A 23,115-nucleotide genomic window follows, 5' to 3' on the forward strand; every position below is an offset into this window, starting at 1 on the left:
ACGCCACTCCGGCACGGCAAAATCAGGGGTGAAGGGAGCACACCGTGCACACAAACACCGCCCCGGCGGCTCCATCGGTGACCGAGGACCCCGTCGAGCACCTCTGGCGGGGAACCGTAGCGCTACGGATCGTGACGTTCCTGTTCGCGCTGGGCAACGCGATCGTGCACCACAACCAGTACGCGCGACCGTGGCTGGCCTGGGCGGTCATGGGTGCGATGGCGGCCTGGTCGGTGTTCACCATCCTGGCCTACAGCCGGGAGGGCGGCCGGCGGCCGTGGGTGGTGGTCGCGGACCTGGTGGTCGCGTGCGGGCTGATGTCGCTGTCCCTGCTGATCATGACCGACACCCAGTTCCTGGCCAACGTCCCGCTGATCACGACCATCTGGGCGTGCGTCCCGGCGGTGGCGGCGGGCGCGCTGGGCGGGCAGGTCGCGGGCGCGCTGGCGGGCCTCGTGGTCGGCCTGAGCACCTTCCTGAACCGGGGTGCCCTCACCGTCGACCTGGTGCGGGACGTGGTGCTGCTGGCGGGCGCGGGGCTCGTGGTCGGCATGGCGTCGAGCACCGCCCGGCGGGCGTCGGTGCGGTTGTCGCACGCGTTGCGGACCGAAGCGGCGACCGCCGAGCGCGAGCGCCTCGCCCGCTCCATCCACGACGGCGTGCTCCAGGTGCTGGCCCGGGTCCGCAAGCGCGGCCTGGAACTGGGCGGCGAGGCCGCCGAGCTGGCGGAGCTGGCCGGTGAGCAGGAGGTCGCGCTGCGGTCGCTGGTGGCCGCCGCGCCCACCGAGTCGACGGTGGGCGGTGACGCGGACCTGCGGCCGGCGCTGCAACTGCTGGCCACGCCCAGGATCCAGGTGTCCACGCCGGCCACCCAGGTCATGCTGCCCGCCGCGACCGCGTTCGAGCTGACCGCCGTGGTGCGCGAGGCGCTGTCCAACGTGGACAAGCACGCCGCCGGCGCGAAGGCGTGGGTGCTGCTGGAGGACCTGGGCGAGGAGGTCGTGCTCAGCGTGCGCGACGACGGGCCCGGCATCCCCGACGGGCGGTTGGCGTCGGCCGAGGCGGAGGGGCGGATGGGCGTCGCCCAGTCCATCCGGGGCCGGGTCGAGGCGCTGCGTGGCACGCTGGAGCTCCAGACCGGCCCGGGGGAGGGCACGGAGTGGGAGGTGCGGGTCTACCGATGAACGTGTCCGTGATGGTGGTCGACGACCACCCGCTGTGGCGTGACGGTGTCGCGCGGGACCTGGCCGAGCGCGGGTTCGAGGTCGTGGCGACGGCGGGCGACGCGGCGTCGGCGGTGCGCATCGCCCGTGCCGTGCGGCCCGACGTGGTGCTGATGGACCTCAACCTGGGCGAGCAGTCCGGGGTCGAGGCGACCACGATGATCACCGGGTCGCTGACCGGGACCAGGGTGCTGGTGCTGTCCGCGAGCGGCGAGCACGACGACGTGCTGGAGGCGGTGAAGGCCGGCGCGTCCGGGTACCTGGTGAAGTCGGCGTCGGCCGACGAGCTGGTCGAGGCGGTCAACCGCACGGCCGCCGGCGACGCCGTGTTCACGGCCGGGCTGGCCGGCCTGGTGCTGGGCGAGTACCGGCGGATGGCGGCGACGCCGGACGAGGACAAGCCGCAGCTCACCGAGCGGGAGACCGAGGTGCTGCGGCTGGTGGCGAAGGGCCTGACCGCCCGCCAGATCGCCACCCGGCTGGTGATCTCGCACCGCACCGTGGAGAACCACGTGCAGTCGACGCTGCGCAAGCTGCAACTGCACAACCGCGTCGAGCTGGCGCGCTACGCCATCGAGCACGGGCTCGACGTCGAACCGGAGGGGACATGACGGATCCGAGGCAGTGGCGGGTGTCCGACGCCGAGCGCGAGCACGTGGTGCAGCTGTTGCAGAAGGCCGTGGGGCGCGGACTGATCACGCTCGACGAGTTCACCGAGCGGTCCGGCCAGGCGCTCGCGGCCAAGACCCGGGAGGACCTGAACGTGGTCCTGCTCGACCTGACCGGCCTGGTGAACACCGAGCAGCAGCAGTTCGCGGCGGTGCAGCACCTGGCGTCGGGCGCGGCGGCGGGTTTCGGGACGGGCGAGCAGGTGCAGCTGAAGTCGACGTTCTCGACGGTGCGCCGCAAGGGTGCGTGGCTGGTGCCGAGGACGATGGTGGTCCGCAACCGGATGGGTGCGACGGACCTCGACTTCCGCGAGGCGACCATCCAGCACCCCGTGGTGGACATCGAGCTGGACGTGCTGGCCGGCTCGGTGAAGCTGGTGCTGCCGGAGGGCGCGACGGTGGACGCGGACGCCGTCCAGCTCTCGGCGGGCTCCCTGAAGGACAAGGTCGGCGGGCTCGGCGGCCGGCCGCACTTCGTGGTGCGGGGCACCGTGACCGGCGGTTCGCTGGAGATCAAGACGAAGACCAGGTGGTTCGGCAGCGCGTGAGCCACGCGGAGCACTACGCCGCACCCGGACCGCTCACCGGCCTGCCCGCGCACGTGGTCGCCCCGACGTCCGACCCGGTCGACCTCTGCCGGCCGGTCCGGGCGCTGGTGGTGCAGCCCCGGGACGCGCAGGCGCTGGGCCTGCCCGCCGAGCGCTTCGAGGACAACCAGGTCCGCCCGGCCGACGAGCTGGTCCGCCGGCTGCTCGCCCTGGACCCGGCACCGCTGACCACGGCCCGCCCACCGGACCGGCGCGTGGTGGGCACCTGCCGGCACTTCGCCGTGCTGGGCTGCGCGCTGCTGCGCCACCGGGGCGTCCCCGCCCGCGTCCGCTGCGGCTTCGCCACCTACTTCCAGCCCGGCCGGGGCGTCGACCACTGGGTCGTGGAGTACCGGGACGGCGCGCGCTGGGTCCGCGTCGACCCGGAGGTCCTCGGGGGGACCGTCCTGCCGCACGCGCACGACCTGCGCCCCGACGACTTCCTGACCGGCGGCGAGGCGTGGCACGCGTACCGCCGGGGCGAGGTCGACGGGAACCTGTTCGGCGTGCACGGCACGGAGAACTGGGGTCCGTCGGAGATCCGGGGCAACGCGGTGCGCGACCTGGCGGCGCTGAACAAGGTCGAAGTGCTGCCGTGGGACGAGTGGGGCCGGATGGCGGAGGCGTACGAGGGGAGGACGGGCGAGGATTACGACGTGCTGCTGGACGAGCTGGCCGACGTGTGCGCGTCCGACGACTTGCCGGCCGTGAGGGCGTTGTACGAGCACGACGACCTCCGCGTGCCGGACGACCTCATCCGCTGACCCGGCGCTCCGGAGCAACCCCCAACCCTGCACCGCCGCTCAGGTCAGCTCGAGCCGACCCGGCGAAGATGGTGGATCGTCGGATCAGCGAAGCCTCTAGCGAACGGTGGTGCGTTCCCGTGCCGACCCCGAACTTCCTTACCGCACGCTGGCGCAGGGCCAGCTACACCGAGGGCAACGACAACTGCGTCGAAATCGCACACACCCCCCACACAGTCGCCTGCCGGGACTCCAAGAACCCGACCGGCCCCACCCTCACGTTCCCACCGGCCAGCTTCACCGGGCTGCTCACCGGCCTCAAGGCCGACCGGCTCTGAGGTCACGTGGGCGGGGCGGGAGCCCCGCCCACCGCAGGCCGCGCTGTTCTGCGCGATCGGGCCGGCACCTCGAGGATCGGGGGTATGCGTTGCCTTGTGACGGGAGCGACCGGGTACCTCGGCGGGCGGCTGGTGCCGCGACTGCTGGCCGAGGGCCACGAAGTGCGGTGCCTGGTGCGCAGCCCCGGGAAGCTGCGGGACGTGCCGTGGGCCTCCGACGTGGAGGTCGTCCGGGGTGACGTGCTCGACCCGGAGACGCTGGCCACCGCGATGGACGGCGTGGACGTCGTGCACTACCTGGTCCACTCCTTGAACGACGCCGACTTCGCCGACGCCGACCGGCGGGGTGCCGAGAACACCGCGCGGGCCGCCGAGGAGGCCCGGGTCAAGCGGATCGTCTACCTGGGCGGGCTGCACCCGCCCGGCGCGGACCTCTCGCCGCACCTGGCCTCGCGCAAGGAGGTCGGGGACGTCTTCCTCGCCTCCGGGGTCCCCGCCGTGGTGTTCCAGGCGGCCGTGATCATCGGCTCCGGGTCGGCGAGCTTCGAGATGCTGCGCTACCTCACCGAGCGCCTGCCGGTCATGGTCACGCCGCGCTGGGTGCACAACCGCATCCAGCCGATCGCGGTCCGGGACGTGCTGCGGTACCTGGTGGAGGCGGTGAACCTGCCGGACGGCATCAACCGGACCTTCGACGTCGGCGGCCCGGACGTCCTGACCTACGAGGACATGATGCTCCGGTACGCGCGGGTCGCCCGCCTGCTGCCGCGCAAGGTCGTGGGCGTGCCCTTCCTGACCCCCCGGCTCTCATCACATTGGGTGAACTTGATCACACCGGTCCCGAGGTCCATCGCGGCACCGCTGATCGAGTCGCTGGTGCACGAGGTGGTGTGCCGCGAGGACGACGTCCTGCGCCTGCTGCCGGGCCCGGTCACCGGCTACGACCGCGCGGTGGAACTCGCGCTGGTCAAGATCATGGACGCCGACGTGGAGACCCGCTGGTCCGGGGCGTCCGTCCCCGGCGCTCCGTCCGACCCGCTGCCGACCGACCCGGACTGGACGGGCGGCTCGTCCTACGCCGACGTCCGGGAGCAGCCGACGAAGGCGTCGCCGGAGCGGCTGTGGGACGTGGTGGAGGCCATCGGCGGCGAGAACGGCTGGTACTCGTTCCCGCTGGCGTGGGCGGTGCGCGGGTGGCTGGACCGGCTGGCGGGCGGGGTCGGGCTGCGGCGCGGGCGGCGGGACCCGCGCCACCTGCACGTGGGCGAGGCGCTGGACTGGTGGCGGGTCGAGGAGATCGAGCGCGGCCGGCTGCTGCGGCTGCGGGCGGAGATGCGGGTGCCGGGGCTGGCGTGGCTGGAACTCCAGGTGGTGGACGACGGGCGGGGCGGGGCCACCTACCGGCAGCGCGCGGTGTTCGTGCCGCACGGGCTGGCCGGGCACCTCTACTGGTGGACGGTCTGGCCGTTCCACGGGCTGGTGTTCGGCGGCATGGTCCGCAACATCACCAGTGAAGCGGAGCTTACAAGCGAGTACAGAAAGTCCTGATGGACTGCACAAGCGCGACGGGAGCACACTGCCGGCATGAAGGCTCTGGTCAAGGCGACCGCCGGGCCGGGACTGTCCCTGATGGACGTCCCCGACCCCGTTCCCGGCCCCACCGACGTGGTCGTCCGCGTGCTGCGCACCGGCATCTGCGGCACCGACCTGCACATCGACTCGTGGGACGACTGGGCGGCGCACAACATCACCGCACCCCTGGTCCTGGGGCACGAGTTCGTCGGCGAGGTGGTCGAGACCGGGTCCTCCGTGGAGGGTGTCAGGGTCGGCGACCTGGTCAGCGGTGAGGGGCACCTCGTCTGCGGCACGTGCCGCAACTGCAAGGCCGGCCGCCGCCACCTCTGCGCGCACACCCGGGGCCTCGGCGTGCACAGCGACGGCGCGTTCGCCCAGTACGTCGTGCTGCCCGAGCAGAACGCGTGGGTGCACCGCGCACCCGTCGACCTGGACGTGGCCGCGATCTTCGACCCGTTCGGCAACGCCGTGCACACCGCGCTGTCGTTCCCGGTCATCGGCGAGGACGTGCTGATCACCGGCGCCGGCCCGATCGGCATCATGGCCGCCGCCGTCGCCAAGCACGCGGGCGCGCGCAACGTGGTGATCACCGACGTCAGCGACCACCGGCTGGACATCGCCCGCAAGGTCGGCGTCGACCTCGCGCTCAACGTCGCCCGGCACACCGTCGCCGACGCGCAGCGCGAGCTGGGGATGTCCGAGGGCTTCGACGTCGGCATGGAGATGTCCGGCAAGCCCGTGGCGCTGCAGGACATGATCGGCAACATGGCGCACGGCGGCCGGATCGCGATCCTCGGCCTGCCCGCCGAGCAGTTCCCCGTCGACTGGAGCAGCGTCGTGCTGAAGATGCTGCACATCAAGGGGATCTACGGCCGGGAGATGTTCGAGACCTGGTACTCGATGTCCGTGCTGCTCCAGCGGAACCTCGACCTCGCGCCGGTCATCACCCACCGGTTCGACTACACCGCGCACGAGGAGGCGTTCGCCACCGCGCGCGGGGGCAAGTGCGGCAAGGTCATCCTCGACTGGACGGGAGCTCACTGAATGTACGGCGCGATGCGCGAGGACCTGCGGGCCGGCTTGGACGAGATCCGCGCGGCGGGTCTGTACAAGGCGGAGCGGGTGATCGGCACCCCGCAGAGCGCGGCCGTCCGGGTCGGCGCGGGCGACGAGGTGCTGAACTTCTGCGCCAACAACTACCTGGGCCTGGCCGACCACCCGAAGCTGGTGGAGGCGGCCAAGGACGCGCTCGACCGGTGGGGCTTCGGCATGGCGTCCGTGCGGTTCATCTGCGGCACGCAGGAACCGCACAAGGAGCTGGAGCGGCGGCTGTCGGAGTTCCTCGGCACCGAGGACACCATCCTCTACAGCTCGTGCTTCGACGCCAACGGCGGCCTGTTCGAGACGCTGACCGGCGCGCAGGACGCGATCATCTCCGACGAGCTGAACCACGCGTCGATCATCGACGGCGTGCGGTTGTCCAAGGCCCGCCGGTTCCGCTACAAGAACCGCGACCTGGACGACCTGGAGCGGCAGCTCAAGGAGGCCGCCGACGCCCGCTACCGGCTGATCGCCACCGACGGCGTGTTCTCCATGGACGGCTACCTGGCCCCGCTGGACGACATCTGCGACCTGGCCGACCGCTACGACGCGCTGGTCGTCGTGGACGACTCGCACGCGGTCGGCTTCACCGGGCCGACCGGGCGCGGCACGCCCGAGCTGTTCGGCGTGCAGGACCGGGTGGACGTCGTCACCGGCACGCTCGGCAAGGCGCTCGGCGGTGCCAGCGGCGGGTACACGTCGGGGCGCGCGGAGATCGTGGAGATGCTGCGGCAGCGGTCGCGGCCCTACCTGTTCTCCAACTCGCTCGCGCCGTCCATCACGGCCGCCGCGATCGCCACCCTGGACCTGCTCGGCTCGTCCAGCGAGCTGCTCACCCGGCTGCGGGAGAACACGGCGCTGTTCCGCGAGCGGATGACCGCCGAGGGCTTCGACCTGCTGCCCGGCGAGCACCCGATCATCCCGGTGATGATCGGCGACGCGGCCGAGGCGTCCCGGATGGCCGACCTGCTGCTGGAGCGGGGGATCTACGTCATCGGCTTCTCCTACCCGGTGGTGCCGCACGGGAAGGCGCGGATCCGCACCCAGATGTCGGCGGCCCACTCGACCGACGACGTGCACCGGGCCGTGGAGGCGTTCGTCTCCGCGCGCGCGGAGATGCGCGGAAAGGCGTAACCCGTTGGAGCGAATCGGGTAACACCGACCCTCCGCACGCCTACCTCCTCGGTGAACGGGGAGGTGGGCATGTACCAGCCCGAGCAGTCGTCGCGGATCGACGGCGAGCACAACAGCACGTACCAGTCGGGACGCGACGTCCGGGTGCACAACGGCGACCGGAACCGGCACTTCAGCCTGCGCGGCCTCGGCCTGGCGGTGCTGGCCGCCGGGACGCTCGGAGTCGGCGGCGTGACGGTCTACCACACCGTCGTCGCGGGCTCCGGGCCTTCCCCGGCCGCCGCGCCGCAGATCTCCGACGCCGTGGGGCACTGGGTCCGGGCCGCGTCGGGCAGCGTCGGCGACATGCCGTCCACGCTCGACGTGGCCGCTGACGGCACGTTCGCGCTCGACATCACCGTCGTGTGGAACCTCGGGGCCGCCGAGGGCCTGGAGGTGCCGTCGATGGCGCTCGCCTGCCGGGGCGAAGTCACCCCGCAGGGCGACCGCCTGGTGTTCAGCACGACCGCCGGGCCGTGCGGCGCGATGGGCGCGAAGGTGCTCGGCACCCGGATCGACCTGACCGTCGACCCGGGCCAGGGCGAGCAGGTCCTGTCGCTGACCAGACAATAGGCGGGTGATCGATCCTCGACGGCTGCGCGTGCTCCGGGCGCTGGCCGACCACGGCACGGTGACCGCCGCCGCGCGGGCCCTGCACCTCACCCCGTCGGCGGTGTCGCAGCAGTTGGCGGCGCTGGAGGGGGAGGTGGGGCAGGAGCTGCTGCGCCGCCGTGGCCGGCGGGTGTCGCTGACCTCGGCGGGCGAGCTGCTGGTGCGGCACGCGAACGCGGTGGCCGCCGAGCTGGAACGCGCGCAGGCGACCCTGGCGGGGCTCGCCGGGGGCACCGCCGGCCAGGTCGAGGTGGGCAGCTTCGCCTCGGCGATCACGCTGGTGGTCGCGCCCGCGCTGGCCGTGCTGCGGGACTGCGCGCCGGACGTGGTGGTGCGGGTCCGCGACGTCGAGGGCGACGCGTCGGTGCCCCTGCTGCTCGACGGGGAGATCGACCTGGCGATCACCGAGGAGTACCGGCCCCGGCGCGACGACGGCAGGCTGACCCGGTTCCCGCTCTACACCGAGCCGTTCGACGTGGTGCTGCCGCCCGGCCACCCGCTGGCCGGCGGCGAGCCGGTGGACCTGCGGCGGCTGGCCGAGGCCGACTGGGTGGCCACGCCGCCCGGCAACCCGGTGCGCGACGTGGTGGAGCTGGCCTGCGGCGAGGCCGGCTTCGCGCCCCGGATCACCCAGACGTCCAGCGACTTCAGCGCGATCGGCGCGCTGGTGGCCGCCGGCGCGGGGGTCGCCCTGGTGCCCCGGCACGCGCTGCGCGGTGTCCCGGTGCGCGGCACGGCCCCGCTGCGCCGGGTGTTCGCGGCGGTCCGGAAGGGTGCGGAGGACCACCCGCTGGTCCGCCTGGTCTGCGAGACGCTGGCGAGCACCGCCCAGCCCGCCTGACCGAACGGCACCACCTGACCGAACGGCACCACCCGCCCGCGCTCACCGGCGCGGCGCGGGTCGGTTCGCGCTGCGCGGGGTCAGTGCGGTGCGCGGGCGGCGAGCTTCGCCGAGGCCGGGTCCGCCGCCGACAGCGCGCCCCGGGCGGCGAGCTGGCACAGGTCGAAGCTGGTGGTGGCCAGCTTCGCGCCGACGCCCGCCAGGGCGGTGTGGTTCATCGACAGGCTGGTCACGCCCAGCCCGATCAGCACGCACGCCAGCAGCGGGTCGGCCGCCGCCTCGCCGCACACGCCCACCGGCTTGCCCAGCTCGGTGCCCGCCTCGCCGACCAGCTTGACCAGCCGGAGCAGCGCGGGCTGCCACGGGTCGTTGAGCGCGGCGACCGCGCCCACCTGGCGGTCGGCGGCGAACACGTACTGGGCGAGGTCGTTGGTGCCCAGCGACACGAAGTCGACCACGGCCAGGATCTCCCGCGCGGCCAGCGCGGCGGCCGGGATCTCGATCATCACGCCGGCCCGCTGGATGCCCGCCTCGCGGGCGCGCTCCACGAACCAGGCGGCCTCGGCGGCGGTGGCGACCATCGGGGCCATCACGGACACGTCCGCGCCGCTGTCCCCGGCGGCCAGCGCGATGGCCTCCAACTGCCGGTCCAGCACCTCGGGCCGGTCGAAGGCGACCCGCAGGCCGCGCACGCCCAGCGCCGGGTTCGGCTCGGGGTCGGGCTCCAGGAAGGCCAGCGGCTTGTCCGCGCCCGCGTCGAGGGTCCGCACCACGACCGGCTTGCCGGCGAACGGCGCGAGCACCGCCGCGTACGCCTTGCGCTGCTCCTGCACGGTCGGTTCGGCGGTCGAGGACAGGAAGCAGAACTCGGTGCGGAACAGGCCGACGCCCTCCGCTCCGGCGGCGGCGGCCGACTCGGCGTCGCCCGGCGAGCCGACGTTGCCGAGCACCTTGACCCGGTACCCGTCGCGCAGCGCGCCGACGCCGTTCCACTCGGCCTTCTCGCCGCCCTGCGCCGCGACGACCGTGCCGTCGGACTCCTGGACGACGCCCGTGTCGCCGTCCACCGACAGCCCGGCGGCGTCGAGCGCGAGCACGCCGCGACAGGCGACCACGGCGGGGATGCCCAGCGAGCGGGCCAGGATCGCGGTGTGCGAGGTGGGACCGCCCTCCTCGGTGACCAGGGCCAGCACCTTGGCCGGGTCGAGGCCGGCGGTGTCGGCGGGCGCGAGGTCGCGGGCCACCAGGACGCTCGGGGCGGACAGCTCGGGCACGCCGGGCGCGGGCACGCCGAGCAGTTCGGCGACCAGCCGGTCGCGCACGTCCTGCACGTCGCGGGCGCGTTCGGCCATATAGCCGCCGGCGGCCTCCAGGGCGGTGATGAAGCCGGCGGCGGCCTGGTGCACGGCGCGCGCGGCGGGCAGCGACTCGTCGGTCACGAGCTTCTCGGCCTGCGACAGCAGCGCCGGGTCGGCGGCCATCGCGGCGGTGGTCTCCAGCACGGCCTTCGCGTCGCCGGTCACCTGACCGGCGCGGGCGTAGAGCCGCTCGGCGACCAGGTCGGCGGCCGGCCGGATGCGGGCGGCCTCGGCCGCCACGTCGTCGGGCGCGGGTGTGGACGGGGGTTCGCCCAGCGGTTCGGCCACGAGCACCACGGGCCCGGAAGCCCGTCCGGAACTGACACCGACACCGCTCAGCCGCGCGCTCGACATGGTCTAGACCATACCCTCCGGGTCGACGGGACGTGAACAGCCAACGCCACTTCCGGCCACTCCGCGACCGCAGGAAACCCACCCGTGATCCGACCGGCAGGAAAGCGGCAGAGTTCCACGACCGGCGCCGGCGACGCGGAGCCCGGGAACGGCGGCCCGAGCGGGCCGCCGGAGTGCGAACCGGGACGGGTCGGGCGCGGAGGCGGGGTCAGAACGGGACGCCGCACCTCAGCAGGACGTTCGCGTACGGCGTGGCCTCGCCCGTCCGGATCACCAGCCGCGCGCCGGCCACCCGCTCCTTGAACCCGTCGTGGTCGACGTGGTCGATCAGCGGCAGCCGGTCGGCCAGGGCCGCCGCGCACGCCGGGTTGCGCTCGTCCAGCTCGTCCGCGACCAGCGCGCGCTCCACGACCAGCTCGTCCAGCACGCCGTCGAGCACCTGGAGGAACGTCGGCACGCCGAAGGTGAACGCCAGGTCCACCACGGTCGGGCCGGGCAGGATCGGCAGGCCGCAGTCCGCCACCACCACCTCGTCGGTGTGGCCGAGCCGGGCCAGCTCGGCGTTCAACCCGGCGTGCAGGATGCCTGCCCGCTTCACGCCAGCACCTCGTGCGGGCGCGGGTAGGACGGCTGGGCACCGTGCCCGGTCACCGACGTTGCCGCCACCCGCGCCGCGTACCGGGCGGCGTCGACCAGGTCGTCACCCGCCGCCAGGCCGGCCGCCAGCGCGCCCGCGAACGCGTCGCCCGCGCCCGTGGTGTCGACCGGCGTCACGGCCGGCGCGGGCACCTCGACCACGCCGGACGCGGTCACCACGGCTGCGCCGCGCGCGCCCAGGGTGACCACGACCGAGCGCGGGCCGAGGTCGAGCAGGCCCTCGAACGAGTCGGCCAGCTCCAGCGCCTCGTGCTCGTTGACGATCAGCGGGTCGAGCAGCGCGAGGGTGGCCGCCGGGACCTCGGTGACCGGGGACAGGTTCAGCACCGGCCTCGCCCCACGAGAGGCCGCTGCCGAGATCCCGCGCACCACGGTCGCCAGCGGGACTTCCAGCGAGCACACCAGCACCGCCACGCCGTCCCACGACAGGGCGTCCACGTCGGACTCCGACACGTCCGAGTTCGCGCCGGGCGCGACGACGATCGAGTTCTCGCCGTCCGGCGTCACGGTGATGTAGGCCAGCCCGGTCGGCCGGTCCGAGGTGCGCACCAGGTCGGTCCGCACGCCCGCGTCGGCCAGGGACCGCCGGAGCAGGTCCCCGTACTGGTCCGGCCCCACCGCGCCGACCAGCGCGACGTCGCACCCCAGCCGCCCGGCGGCGGCGGCCGTGTTGGCCCCCTTGCCGCCGGGCAGCACGGCGGTGTCGCCGCCGAGCACCGTCTCGCCGCCACCGGGGCGGCGGGGCACCGGGACGACGAGGTCCGCGTTGGCCGAGCCCAGCACCAGAACCGCCACTTCCCGACCTCCGCCACTCCCGGACCGCGACACCGCACGAGCGCCGCAGTCGTCCCGAACCACCGCCGAGCAGCTACGGCGCACGCACCGCAGCCGTCTCGGACACCACCACTGCCGGACCCGCCGCCCACCCCACCACACCGGCCGGGTGGGCGCCGCCGGTCCCGGGAGCGGCTACTTCTTGAACTCGGCCAGGTTCTGCTTGGTCACGACCTTGACCTCGACGTCCACCACCTCCTGGACGGCTTCCTTCTTCGCCGCCTTCACCGCCTGCTCGACGGCCTTGCGGCCGAGCACCTCGGGCTGCTGCGCGATGGTGGCGGCCAGGGTGCCGTCCGCGATCGCCTGGAGGCCGTCCGGCGTGCCGTCGAAGCCGACCACCTGGACGTCCCTGCCGGCGCGGTCGCCGAGCGCCTTGATCGCGCCGAGCGCCATCTCGTCGTTGTCCGCGAAGACGCCCTTGATGCCGGGGTTGGCCTGCACCAGGTTGGTCATCACGTCCAGGCCCTTGGCGCGGTTGAAGTCGGCGGGCTGGCTGGCGACGACCTTGATGCCGCCGGAGTTGAGGCCCTGCTCGAAGCCCCGGCCCCGGTCGCGCGACGCGGACGCACCGGGGATGCCCTGGAGGTGCACGACCTCGCCGGTGGTCGCGCGGCCGAGCTCGATCGCGGCGAGCGTGCCGCCCTGCACGTTGTCCGACGCGACCTCGGAGACGACCTTGCCGTCGTCCACCGACCGGTCCACCGAGACCAGCGGGATGGTGGCGTTCTCGGCGGCCTTGGCGGCCGGGCCGGCCTGCTTGGAGTCGACCGGGTTGATGATGATCGCCTGCACGCCCTGGGTGGTGAACGTCTGCACCTGGTTGACCTGGTTGGTGGCGTCGTTCTGCGCGTCCACCACGGTCAGCTTCACGCCCAGTTCGGCGGCGGCCTTCTCCGCGCCCTGCTTGAGGGCGACGAAGTACGGGTTGTCCAGGGTCGACACGGCCAGCCCGATGGTGATGTCGCCACCACCACCGCCGGCCTGCGTCCCGGAACCGCACGCGGTCAGCGCGAGTGCGAGCGCGGACAGCGCGGCGACACCGCGGAGCTTCATCTTTCGGTTTCCTCTCATCGGGTTCACCGGGTACGGCGGCGAAGGGTGTCCAGCAGCACGGCCAGCGCGATCACCGAGCCGATCACGACCTGCTGCCAGAACGGGGACACCTGCAACTGGTTGAGGCCGTTGCGGAGCACGGCCAGGACGAGCGCGCCGACCAGCGTGCCGGTGGCCCGGCCGACGCCGCCGGACAGCGACGCGCCGCCGATCACCACGGCCGCGATCGCGTCCAGCTCGTAGCCCGCGGCGGCCTGGGGGCCGGCCGAGGACAGCCGGCCGGCCAGCAGCATCCCGGCGACGGCGGCGAACAGCCCGGACAGCGCGTAGACGACGAGCTTCTGCCGGCGCACGTCGATGCCGGACAGCCGCGCGGCCTCCTCGTTGCCGCCGATGGCGTACATCGCGCGGCCGGGGTACGTGCGGGCCAGCACGAACCCGGTGATGCCGAAGAACACCAGCATCACCAGCAGCGGCACCGGCAGGAGCGGCGTGAGGTTCGAGCCGAGGAAGCTCACCACGTCGGGGGTGGTGGTCGGGCTGCCCTGGGACACCACGAGGGTCAGGCCCCGGGCGACGCTGAGCATGACGAGCGTGGCGATGAACGCGGGCAGCTTCCCGTAGGCGACCAGCGCCCCGTTGACCAGGCCCGCGACCACGCCGGTGAGCAGGCCGAGCAGCAGCGCGAGCGGTCCGGGCAGGCCGGCCTCGGCCGACGACCACGCGCCGACCATCGCCGACAGGGCGGCCACGCTGCCCACCGACAGGTCGATGCCGCCGGAGACGATGACGAACGTCGAGCCGAACGCCAGCACCGCGACCACCGCCGCCTGCACGCCGACGTTGAGCAGGTTCTGCGTGCTCAGGAACGACGGCGCGGTGATCGACAACGCGACCACCAGCACCAGCAGGCCCGCGAGCGCGCCGTTGTCCGCCAACGCCCTGCGCACCGAGGGTGCGGTGCGACCGTCCAGTGTGGAACTCATGCCGGGAACTCCTGAACCGCCAACGCCATCACCTTGTCCTGGGTCGTCCCACCGGGCAGCTCGCCCGCGACGCGGCCGTGCGCCATCACCACGACCCGGTCGCTCATGCCGATCACCTCGGGCAGGTCGGAGGAGACCAGCAGCACGGCGCGGCCGGCGTCGGTCATCCGGTTGACCAGCTCGTAGATCTCGACCTTCGCGCCGACGTCCACGCCGCGCGTCGGCTCGTCGAGCCGAGCACCTGCGGGTCGGCCATCAGCCACTTGCCGATGACGACCTTCTGCTGGTTGCCGCCGGACAGCTCGCGCACCGGCTGGTCCAGCCCGGAGGTCCTCACCCGCAGCGCCTGCGCCACGTCCCGGGCCCGCCGGCGCTGGCCGGCCCGGTCGACCAGGCCGGAGCGCGCGGTGGTGCGCAGGGTGACCAGGCCGAGGTTGTCGCCGACCGTCGAGGTCAGCACCAGCCCCTGCCCCTTGCGGTCCTCGGGGACCAGCCCGAGGCCGGCCCGCAGCGCGGCGCGCACGTCGTGGGCGGGCAGCGCGCGGCCGGCGACCTCGACCCGGCCGGAGTCGTAGGGGTCGACGCCGAACGCCGCGCGCACCACCTCGGTCCGCCCCGCGCCGACCAGGCCGGCGATGCCGACCACCTCGCCCGCGCGGACCCGGAACGACACGTCGTGGAAGGCGCCGGCGCGGGTCAGGCCCTCGACCTCCAGCAGCACCTCGCCGGGCGGCCGGCGGCGGCGCGGGTACTGCTCGGCGATGGTCCGGCCCACCATCAGCTCGATCATCCGGTCGACGGACGCGCCGCGCGGGAGCGTGCCGACGCCCCGTCCGTCGCGCAGGACGGTGACCCGGTCGGCAATCCGCCGGATCTCGTCCAGGTGGTGGGTGATGAACACCAGGCCGACGCCCTGCTCGCGCAGGCCGGCCATGATGCCCAGCAGCCGGTCGGTCTCGGTGTCGGTGAGCACGGCGGTGGGCTCGTCCAGCACCAGCACCTGGGCGTCCAGGTCGAGGGCGCGGGCGATCTCCACCATCTGCCGCTGGGCGATGCCGAGGTCGCCGACCGGGGTGTCGGGGTGCACGGCGAGGCCGACCCGCTCCAGCAGCCGCAGCGCGTCGTGCCGCATCCGCGCCCGGTCGACGATGCCGAACCGGCGGGGCGGGCGGCCCAGGAACAGGTTCTCCGCGACGGAGAGCCCGGGGACCAGCGCCAACTCCTGGTGGATCACCGCGAGCCGCGTGCCGGGGGCCCGGTGGACCGTTCCCCGGTCCGGGGTGTGGACGCCGGCGAGGATCTTGACCAGCGTCGACTTGCCCGCGCCGTTCTCGCCCAGCAGGACGTGCACCTCGCCGGCCCGGACGTCGAAGTCCACGCCGTCCAGCGCCCGCACGCCGGCGAAGCTCTTGCCGATGTCGCGCGCGCTAAGCAGCACCGGTCGCCTCCCCGCAGGAGCCGCGCAGCACCAGGCGCGCGCTGAGCTGGACGTCCGCCGGCTGCTCGCCCGCGATCAGCGCGAGCAGGCTGCGCGCCGCCGCGCGGCCCATCTCCACCGTCGGCTGGGCGACGACCGTGATCGGCGGGTCGAGCAGCGGGAACCACGGCTGGTCGTCGTAGACGGCGAGGCCGACGTCCGCCGGCACCTTCAGGCCGCGCCGGCGCAGCTCTTCGAGGGCACCGAGGCCCATCAGGTTGTCCATGGCGACCAGGGCGGTCGGCCGGTCGGGCAGGCCGGCCAGCTCGGCGGCGGCGCGCGACCCGCTCTCCCGGCGGAAGTCGCCGTGCACGACCACCAGCTCCAGGCCGCCGCGCGCGAACTGCTCCAGGCGCTCGCGGCCGGTGCTGGTGTCGGCGGGGCCGGCGATCACGCCGACCCGGCGGTGGCCGGCGGTGCGCAGCGCGTCGGCGAGGTCCGCGAGCGCTTGCGCGCCGTCCGCGCGGACCACAGGGCAGCCCGCGCCGGGCACCGTGCGGTCGAGCAGGACCAGCGGCACGTCGCGGGCCTCGACCTCGGCGATCCACGACGGGTCGTCGGTCGCGGGGCACACCAGCAGGCCGTCCACCCGGCGGTCGAGCAGCGTGCGCACGTAGGTGGCCTGCTGGTCGGCGGACTCGTCGGCGTTGGCCACGATCACGCAGTAGCCGTGCGCGCGGGCCTCCTCCTCGACCGCGCGGGCGATCTCGGCGAAGAACGGGTTCACCAGGTCGCTGATCACCAGGCCGAGGGTGGTGGTCGAGGTGGTGCGCAGGCTGCGGGCCAGGGCGTTGGGCCGGTAGCCCAGCTCCTCCACGGCGGCGAGGACGCGGGTCCGGGTCTCCTCGGTGGGCGCGGCGTGGCCGTTGAGGACGCGGGACACGGTCGCGGTCGAGACGCCGGCGTGCTGCGCGACGTCCTTGATCGTGGTCACGCTGCGCACCTCCTCGGTCACGTGGTATCGATTACAGGGGTCAGTTAATCGGTTACACGGGGGGCATTGTCAAGTGTTTCGATTCAGCCGCCGTGACCTGTTCGGTACTGGCCTCTGAGTAGAGGTACGGATCCGGGCGCGGCCGATCCCGACCACCCTGGTCGCATGACCCGACGGGACCCCCTGACGAAGCTGGCCGACGAGCTCGGCATCCTCGGCCGCCGGCTGGAAGCGGTGGGGGAGGAGCTGCGGGCCGTCCGCACCTCGCAGGCGACCACCGCGCCACCCGAAGCCGCCCAGGTCCCGTCCCCCTCGGCCGCACCGACGAGCCCGCCGCCACCCGCAACCACGCAGGCAGCCACCACGCAGGCAGCCACCACCGCCGGTACTCCGGCCGCCGCGCCGGCCCCCGTCCCGGCCCCGGCACCCGCGTCGGCACCCGGCCAGTTCCCGACACCCACACCCGGTCCGGCCCCGGCTGCCGGTCCGGCCCCGGCTGCCGTTCCGGCACCCTCCTCGGCAGGCCCGGTGCACCCGCCGGTGCCGCCCACGGTGATGGCCCCGCCCGCGCCGCAGTGGCCCGGCGCGACCGGGTCCGGGTACGGCCAGCCCGCGTACCCGCAGCCGGCCTGGCCCCAGCCCGCGCCGCACACCGCCGCACCGCAGGCCACGCCGTACGCCGGCCCGCACGCCGCCGCACCGCAGGCCGCACCGCCCGCCGTGCCGCCGATGCCGTGGGGCGGTCCGCCGCAGCCACCGCGCCCCACGCTGTTCGACCGGCTCAGCACGCCCGGCGCGGGCAGCCGGCTGCTGGCCTGGGTCGGCGGCGCGGTCACCCTCCTCGGCGTGGTGATGCTGCTGGTCCTCGCCGTGCAGCGGGGCTACCTCGGCCCGGTGCCCCGGGTGGTCGGCGGCGCGCTGCTCGGCGCGGCGCTGATCGGGACGGCCCTGCGGCTGCACCGGTCCGAGGCCGCGCGCACCGGCGCGTTCGCCGTGGCCGCCACCGGCTTCGCGGTGCTGTACCTGGACGTCGTCGCCGCCACCTCCCTCTACGGCTACCTGCCCGAGGGGGTCGGCCTGGTGGCCGGGCTCGCCGTCGCGGCCGGCGGCCTGCTGCTGGCCACGCGCTGGGGCTCGGTCGCGTTCGTCGTCGGCGTCGTCGGCGCGGGCGCGGTGTGCGCGCCGATCCTGACCTCCGGGTTCACCCCGCTGCTCGTGGCGTTCCTGCTGGTGCTGAAGATGGCCGCGACCCCCGTGCACCTCAAGCGGAACTGGCCGGCGCTGGCCGTCGCGGCGGGTGTCCCGCCGCTGTTGGCCACCGTGCTCGCCGTCGCCCGCACCGAGGACCAAGCAGTCCTGGCCGGGATCGCGCTGGCCACGGCGGTGGTCGGCGTGGCGGCGGCGGTGCTGACCGCCCGGGTCCGCCCGGACGACCGGACCGCGCTGGGCCTGCTGATCGGGTCGCCGATGCCCGCGCTGCTCACCACCGCCGTGCTCGACCGCGCCTGGGCGACGGGCCTGGCCGGGGTGGTCGCCGCGCTGGTGCTCGCCCTGTGGGTGGTCGGCCGCCGGGCGCTGCCCGCGCAGTTCGCCGCCGGTGTCGCGGGCGTCGGGGTGTTCGCGCTGTTCGTCACCACCACGGTGGCGCTCGACGCGAGCCCCCGCGCGGTCGTCGTGCTCGGGGAGGCGCTGGTGCTGGCGGTCCTGGCCGCCCGGCTGCGCTCGCGCGGCTCGCTGCTCGGCGCGGCGCTGTTCGGCGGCGTCGGCCTGGTGCTGACCTCGGCGCACGTGGTGCCGCCCAGGCTGCTGCTCGTCCAGCAGGCGGACCGGGTCGACACCGGCCGGCTGGTCACCGGCCTGCTCACCGCACTGGTGCTGCTGGTGCTCGCGGTCGTGCTGCCGTGGGCGGCGGTGCGGCTGGACGTGCTCAAGCGCGCGCCCCTGCCGTGGGTGGGGATCGGCCTGGTGGTGCTGTACGCGGCGGCGGGCGTGGTGCTGTGCGGCGCGCTCGCGGTGTCGCAGACCGCCACCGGCTTCGTGTTCGGCCACTCGGTGGTCACCGTGTCGTGGGCGGTCGCCGCGCTGGTGCTGCTGGTGCGCGGCGTGGACGTGCGGTCGCTGCGGGTCGCGGGCCTGGTCCTGGTGGGTGCGGCGGTGGCCAAGCTGCTGCTGTTCGACCTGTCCGCGCTCGACGGGATCGCGCGGGTGCTGGCCTTCACCGGTGCGGGCCTCGTCCTCCTGACGGCGGGTACCCGTTACGCCGAGCTGGTGGCAACGCGACGAATTTCGGCGAATTCGTAGCTCTCGGGATCCAAAACGCCCCACCTTGCGTCAACCTGGTGGTAGTTCTACGTCGTCGGGGGAACAGGCCACCGGTGCAGCGCACCGGCAGGGGTCCGGCGTCGGTCGTTTCGCCCCCCGAGCGACCGGCGCCGGACGCACTTGGCGCGCTGCCGCCCGCCCCGCCGTCGCGGGCGGCAGACGACGGGAACTGCCGCACTCGTCACCCGTTCTGGCGGATTGGCCACTCGTCCGTGGCACCACGCTCGCCGGTCCCGTCGACCGGTGTTCCGATGTGGACATGGCCACCAGACGAGCAGTCCTCGGTATCGCGGCGCTGCTCGTCTGCTGTGCCCTCGCCTCCCAGATCCCCGCGCCCGCCGTCGTCCCGGTGGCCGGCGCGCAGGCCGCGCGGGCGTACGTGATCGCCCGCAACGGCCAGGTGCAGGTGCTGGACACGCGGACCGGCGGGGTGCTCTCGCGCGACGACACGGGCGCGTGGACGACGGGCGCGGCGGTGTCGGCGGACGGCCGCCGGGTGTACGTGGTCAACGGCTGGGCGGGCGACATCACCGCCGTCGAGCCCGGGGCCGGCGTGGTGGGCCGCATCGACACGGGCGCGCAGCTCGCCCAGGCCGTGCTCCAGCCGGGCGGCAAGCGCCTCTACGTGACCGGCAGCGGCCTGGTGGCGGTGGTCGAGCTGGAGCCGTTCCGGGTGGTGGCGACCGCGCGGGTGGGCCGCCAGCCGCAGGGGGTCGCGGTCAGCCCGGACGGCGAGGAGCTGTACGTGGCCAACGCGCAGGACGGCACGGTCAGCGTCCTGGACACCAAGTCCGCCACCGTGATCACCACCGTCGAGGTCGGCGGGCTGCCGCAGCAGGTCGCGGTCTCGCCGGACGGCGGCCTGGTCTACGTCAGCTCGCTGCACCTGGGCGACAAGCCGGGCGCGATCACCGCGATCGACGCGAAGACCCGCAGGGCCGTGTGGTCCATGCCGGTCGGCAAGGGCGCGGGCAGCGTGGCGGTGACGCCGGACGGGCGGCGGGTGTACGTGGCGCTGGACGGGGCCGTGGCCGTGGTCGACACCGCCACCGGCACGACGAGCACGCTCGACCTGGCCGCGAAGAGCCTGGCCATCCCGCCCGGCGACCGCCGGGTCTTCCTGGCCTGCGGCAAGACCACGACCCTGCTCGACAGCGCGGACGACTCGGTGCTGGCCACCTTCCACCTCACCGGCCTCAACAGCGACGGCCGCGGCTTCGAGGCCACGACCGTCGCGTTCCAGCCCGTCGCCGACTGACCCGGTCCGGCCGGGACGGGCCGCGCCCGGGTGCCTAGACCCGGGCGGGCACCTTCTCCTCCTCGACGGGCGGCGCGTCCTCGTGGATCGCCAACCGCTCCTGGATGCGCCGCAGCGGGCCCGGTGCCCACCAGGCGGCGTCGCCGAGCAGCTTCAGCACGGCCGGCACCAGCAGCATCCGCACCACGGTGGCGTCCAGCGCCAGGGCGAGGATCATGCCGACGCCGACGAACCTCATCATCGTGATCTGCGAGAACGCGAACGCCCCGGTGACCACGATCAGCAGCAGCGCGGCGGCGGTGATCACCCGCCCGGTCTTGGCCAGGCCCGCCGTCACCGCCTCCTCGGTGGACGCGCCGCGCCCGCGCGCCTCGACCATGCGCGAGAGCAGGAAGACCTCGTAGTCGGTGGACAGGCCGAACACCATGGCGGCCATCAGCACGACGATCCCGGACTCCAGCGGCGCGGGCGTGACGCCGAGCAGCGAGGCGCCGTGGCCCTCCTGGAACACCCAGACCAGCACGCCGAACGTGGCCGACAGCGACAGCGCCGACACCACGACCGCCTTGATCGGCAGCAGCACCGAGCCGAACGCGAGGAACATCAGCACGAAGGTCGCGCCGACCAGCAGCAGCACCATCCAGGGCAGCTTGTCCTTGATGGCGTCGAGGCTGTCGGCGACCATCGCGGTGCTGCCGCCGACCAGCACCTCGCCCGAGCCGGGCGCGGCCAGCGCGCGGACGTCGCGCAGCGCCTGCTTCGACTCGTCGGAGAGCTGGTCGTGCTCCAGCCCGGCGTTGAGCAGCCACACGCCGTCCTTCGGCTCGGCCGCGATCCGGACCTCGCCGACGCCGGGCACGTCCCCGACCCGGGCGAGGAACGCCTGGACGTCGGCCTGCGCCGGGTCGCCGGTGAGGACCACCTTCATCCCGCCGGAGGCGACGCCGCCGAAGTCGCGGCTGATCGTCTCGGCGGCGACCCGGGCGGGGTTGCCCTCGGGCAGGACCTTCTCGGTGACCTCGCCGAACTGCACGCCGAGGAACGGCGCCCCGAGCGCCACCAGGACGCCGACGATGGGCAGCGCGAACAGCACGGGCCGCTTCATGACCCGGCCGGCCAGCCGCCGCCAGCCCCGCTCGGACGGAGTCTTCCCCTTGCGCCACGGCATGGCGAGCTTGTCCACGCGGGGGCCGAGGATGCCGAGCAGCGCGGGCAGCAGGGTGAGCGACACGGCCGCGGCGATGGCGACCGCCGACATGCCGCCGTAGCTGAGCGACTTGAGGAACCCGTGCGGGAACAGCAGCAGCCCGGACAGCGCGATCACCAGCAGCGTGGCCGAGAACACGACCGTGCGGCCGGCGGACATCACGGTCCGCTTGACGGCGTCCTCGGTGCTGCGCCCGGCGGCCAGCTCCTCGCGGAACCGGCCGACCATGAACAACCCGTAGTCGATCGCCATGCCGAGGCCCAGCAGGCTGGCGACGTTGACGGCGAACGAGTTCACCTCCGCGCCCAGCGACACCGCGTGCAGCACGCCCAGCGAGGCCATGATCGACAGGCCGCCGACCGCGACCGGCAGCGACGCGGCGACCAGGCCGCCGAAGATGATCACCAGCAGCACCAGCACGATGGGCAGCGACACGGCCTCGGCCTTGGTCAGGTCCGACGACGACATGTCGTTGATGGCCTTCTGGGTCGGCACCAGCCCGCCGACCTGCTTCGCCACCCCGTCGACGGCCAGCCGGTCGGCGATCTGCTCGTACTGCTTGACGTGCGTGTTGGAGTCGGTGCCGCGCAACGTGATCGCCACCAGCGACTTGCCGGCGGCGGGGGAGGGGAACGGCGGCTGCACCTGGAGCACGGCGTCCTGCGGCAGCGTGGCGAGCTGCGCGGCGATCCGGCCGAGCTGCGCCTCGTCCACGGTGTCGTAGACGACGACCACGTCACCGCCCTGGCGTCCGAACGCGTCCTGCGCCACCTGGTTGGCCCGCGCCGACTCGCTGGAAGGGGCGTCGTAGCCGCCCTGGCTGAGCTTGTCGAAGACGCCGAGCCCCCACGCCCCACCGGCCACCGCCAGCACCACCGTCGCAATGAGCACCACCCACCGCCGGCGGTAGGCCAGTGATCCCCACTTTGCGAACACGCGTCCTCCCAGGCTGATGGGTTACGGTGGCGTGAATGGCGTCAACTATGTAAACACCGTTCACTGAAGTCTGCGGCCGACCGTACAACCGGTGGACACCGGGTACAACCCGATGGGGTGACATATGACCGAGGCCACTCGCCGCGAACGGCTGCGGGCCGAAACGGAGCGTGACATTCGCCGCCAGGCGCGTGCCCTGCTCGTGGCACACGGCCGGGATGCCGTCACCCTCCGCGCGATCGCCCGCGAACTGGGCATCACCGCGCCCGCGCTCTACCGGTACTACGACTCGCGCGAGGACCTGCTGCACCACCTCGCCGACGACATCTGCGCCGACCTGGCCACCGAGCTGGACGCCGGCCTGGGCCGCGTGCCCGAGGACGACGTCACCGGGCAGGTGTACGCGGTGTGCCGGGGCTTCCGCCGCTGGGCCCTGGCGCACCCCCAGGAGTTCGCGCTGGTCTTCGCGTCCACCGAGACCGCGCTCGGCGCGTGCGGCCCGGACGACCGCCACCAGGTCGGCGACCAGTTCGGCCGGGTCTTCCTGGAGGTCGCCGGGCGGCTGATCGCGAGCCACTCCGCCCACCACGACCACGGCGACGACGTGCCCGGGTCCCTGCACGAGGACCTCGCGGTCTTCCAGCAGGTGCTGATCGGGGCGGTGAACGCGCGCGGCGTCCCGGTCGACGCCGGGGAGCTGCCGCTCAGCGCGGTCTACCACATCACGCAGTCCTGGGTCCGGCTCTACGGGCACGTGGCGCTGGAGGTGTTCGGCCGCTTCCCGTTCGCGGTCACCAACCCGGAGCCGATGTTCGACTCGATGCTGGCGCAGATCATCGGCGAGATGGGGTTCACCGACGACTAGCCGCGCGGCC

General features: G+C 73.9%; 22 protein-coding genes. 13 read left to right on the top strand and 9 right to left on the bottom strand.

The genetic code is table 11. From position 1 onward, the window contains the following. Window positions 1-44: 44 nt before the first annotated feature. The 10 genes from AB0I60_RS10455 (at window position 45) to AB0I60_RS10500 (ending at window position 8,861) form a co-directional block, all read left to right on the top strand. Window positions 45-1,184: a DUF5931 domain-containing protein gene (locus tag AB0I60_RS10455; RefSeq protein WP_360727509.1), complete on the top strand. Its 1,140-nt coding sequence runs from the start codon at window positions 45-47 to the stop codon at window positions 1,182-1,184. Next, the gene (locus tag AB0I60_RS10460) at window positions 1,181-1,834 is read left to right on the top strand and encodes a response regulator transcription factor (protein ID WP_360727510.1); all 654 of its coding nucleotides are present in this window, start codon (window positions 1,181-1,183) and stop codon (window positions 1,832-1,834) included. Before AB0I60_RS10455 ends, AB0I60_RS10460 begins: the two co-directional genes overlap by 4 nt. Continuing rightward, the gene (locus AB0I60_RS10465) at window positions 1,831-2,439 is read left to right on the top strand and encodes a DUF1707 domain-containing protein (RefSeq protein WP_360727511.1); all 609 of its coding nucleotides are present in this window, start codon (window positions 1,831-1,833) and stop codon (window positions 2,437-2,439) included. The genes AB0I60_RS10460 and AB0I60_RS10465 overlap by 4 nt, the downstream gene beginning before the upstream one ends. After that, window positions 2,436-3,242 (top strand): transglutaminase-like domain-containing protein, encoded by an 807-nt coding sequence (locus AB0I60_RS10470; RefSeq protein WP_360727512.1) that lies wholly within the window; start codon window positions 2,436-2,438, stop codon window positions 3,240-3,242. Before AB0I60_RS10465 ends, AB0I60_RS10470 begins: the two co-directional genes overlap by 4 nt. A 119-nt stretch (window positions 3,243-3,361) precedes the next feature. After that, window positions 3,362-3,559, top strand: coding sequence for a DUF397 domain-containing protein (locus AB0I60_RS10475; RefSeq protein ID WP_360727514.1), 198 nt, complete (start codon window positions 3,362-3,364; stop codon window positions 3,557-3,559). Between the two features lie 84 nt (window positions 3,560-3,643). After that, window positions 3,644-5,107 carry an SDR family oxidoreductase gene (locus AB0I60_RS10480; RefSeq protein ID WP_360727515.1) on the top strand — a complete coding sequence of 488 codons (1,464 nt, stop codon included), beginning with the start codon at window positions 3,644-3,646 and terminating at the stop codon, window positions 5,105-5,107. A gap of 36 nt (window positions 5,108-5,143) precedes the next feature. After that, a complete protein-coding gene (tdh, locus tag AB0I60_RS10485) occupies window positions 5,144-6,178 on the top strand; it encodes an L-threonine 3-dehydrogenase (RefSeq protein WP_360727516.1) in 1,035 nt (344 codons plus the stop codon). Beyond that, on the top strand, window positions 6,179-7,369 hold the full coding sequence (locus AB0I60_RS10490) for a glycine C-acetyltransferase (protein WP_360727518.1): 1,191 nt from the start codon (window positions 6,179-6,181) through the stop codon (window positions 7,367-7,369). Window positions 7,370-7,438: 69 nt separating this feature from the next. Then, window positions 7,439-7,981, top strand: a complete 543-nt coding sequence (locus tag AB0I60_RS10495; protein ID WP_360727520.1) for a hypothetical protein — start codon at window positions 7,439-7,441, stop codon at window positions 7,979-7,981. Between the two features lie 4 nt (window positions 7,982-7,985). Continuing rightward, window positions 7,986-8,861 (top strand): LysR family transcriptional regulator, encoded by an 876-nt coding sequence (locus AB0I60_RS10500; protein WP_360727522.1) that lies wholly within the window; start codon window positions 7,986-7,988, stop codon window positions 8,859-8,861. Between the two features lie 80 nt (window positions 8,862-8,941). On the opposite strand, the gene ptsP is transcribed toward AB0I60_RS10500, so the two are convergent. From ptsP to AB0I60_RS10540, 8 genes are all read right to left on the bottom strand, one after another. Next, on the bottom strand, window positions 8,942-10,573 hold the full coding sequence (gene ptsP, locus AB0I60_RS10505; protein ID WP_360727524.1) for a phosphoenolpyruvate--protein phosphotransferase: 1,632 nt from the start codon (window positions 10,571-10,573) through the stop codon (window positions 8,942-8,944). Between the two features lie 208 nt (window positions 10,574-10,781). Continuing rightward, on the bottom strand, window positions 10,782-11,171 hold the full coding sequence (rbsD, locus tag AB0I60_RS10510; RefSeq protein ID WP_360727525.1) for a D-ribose pyranase: 390 nt from the start codon (window positions 11,169-11,171) through the stop codon (window positions 10,782-10,784). Then, window positions 11,168-12,025 (bottom strand): ribokinase, encoded by an 858-nt coding sequence (locus AB0I60_RS10515; protein ID WP_360727527.1) that lies wholly within the window; start codon window positions 12,023-12,025, stop codon window positions 11,168-11,170. Before AB0I60_RS10515 ends, rbsD begins: the two co-directional genes overlap by 4 nt. 174 nt (window positions 12,026-12,199) lie before the next feature. Then, the gene (locus tag AB0I60_RS10520; protein WP_360727528.1) at window positions 12,200-13,120 is read right to left on the bottom strand and encodes a substrate-binding domain-containing protein; all 921 of its coding nucleotides are present in this window, start codon (window positions 13,118-13,120) and stop codon (window positions 12,200-12,202) included. 23 nt (window positions 13,121-13,143) lie between these two features. After that, a complete protein-coding gene (locus AB0I60_RS10525) occupies window positions 13,144-14,106 on the bottom strand; it encodes an ABC transporter permease (protein ID WP_360727529.1) in 963 nt (320 codons plus the stop codon). After that, entirely contained in the window at window positions 14,103-14,318 is a 216-nt protein-coding gene (locus AB0I60_RS10530; protein ID WP_360727531.1) for a hypothetical protein, read from the bottom strand. The genes AB0I60_RS10525 and AB0I60_RS10530 overlap by 4 nt, the downstream gene beginning before the upstream one ends. Continuing rightward, window positions 14,270-15,544 carry a sugar ABC transporter ATP-binding protein gene (locus AB0I60_RS10535; RefSeq protein WP_360727533.1) on the bottom strand — a complete coding sequence of 425 codons (1,275 nt, stop codon included), beginning with the start codon at window positions 15,542-15,544 and terminating at the stop codon, window positions 14,270-14,272. Before AB0I60_RS10535 ends, AB0I60_RS10530 begins: the two co-directional genes overlap by 49 nt. After that, window positions 15,534-16,538 carry a LacI family DNA-binding transcriptional regulator gene (locus tag AB0I60_RS10540; RefSeq protein ID WP_360727536.1) on the bottom strand — a complete coding sequence of 335 codons (1,005 nt, stop codon included), beginning with the start codon at window positions 16,536-16,538 and terminating at the stop codon, window positions 15,534-15,536. Before AB0I60_RS10540 ends, AB0I60_RS10535 begins: the two co-directional genes overlap by 11 nt. A 144-nt stretch (window positions 16,539-16,682) precedes the next feature. On the opposite strand from AB0I60_RS10540, the gene AB0I60_RS10545 reads away from it, so the two are divergent. Together AB0I60_RS10545 and AB0I60_RS10550 are read left to right on the top strand one after the other, a co-directional pair. Continuing rightward, window positions 16,683-18,818 carry a DUF2339 domain-containing protein gene (locus tag AB0I60_RS10545; RefSeq protein WP_360727538.1) on the top strand — a complete coding sequence of 712 codons (2,136 nt, stop codon included), beginning with the start codon at window positions 16,683-16,685 and terminating at the stop codon, window positions 18,816-18,818. 280 nt (window positions 18,819-19,098) lie between these two features. Further along, window positions 19,099-20,097, top strand: coding sequence for a PQQ-binding-like beta-propeller repeat protein (locus AB0I60_RS10550; protein WP_360727541.1), 999 nt, complete (start codon window positions 19,099-19,101; stop codon window positions 20,095-20,097). Window positions 20,098-20,131: 34 nt separating this feature from the next. Here AB0I60_RS10550 and AB0I60_RS10555 read toward each other — a convergent pair whose 3' ends face one another. Continuing rightward, window positions 20,132-22,240, bottom strand: a complete 2,109-nt coding sequence (locus AB0I60_RS10555; RefSeq protein ID WP_360727543.1) for an MMPL family transporter — start codon at window positions 22,238-22,240, stop codon at window positions 20,132-20,134. A 124-nt stretch (window positions 22,241-22,364) separates the two neighbouring features. Between AB0I60_RS10555 and AB0I60_RS10560 the strand changes: the two genes are divergently transcribed. Then, the gene (locus tag AB0I60_RS10560; protein WP_360727546.1) at window positions 22,365-23,105 is read left to right on the top strand and encodes a TetR/AcrR family transcriptional regulator; all 741 of its coding nucleotides are present in this window, start codon (window positions 22,365-22,367) and stop codon (window positions 23,103-23,105) included. Window positions 23,106-23,115 lie beyond the last annotated feature (10 nt).

Origin of the sequence: Actinosynnema sp. NPDC050436 (assembly GCF_040655415.1) — a bacterium.
GTDB lineage: Bacteria > Actinomycetota > Actinomycetes > Mycobacteriales > Pseudonocardiaceae > Actinosynnema.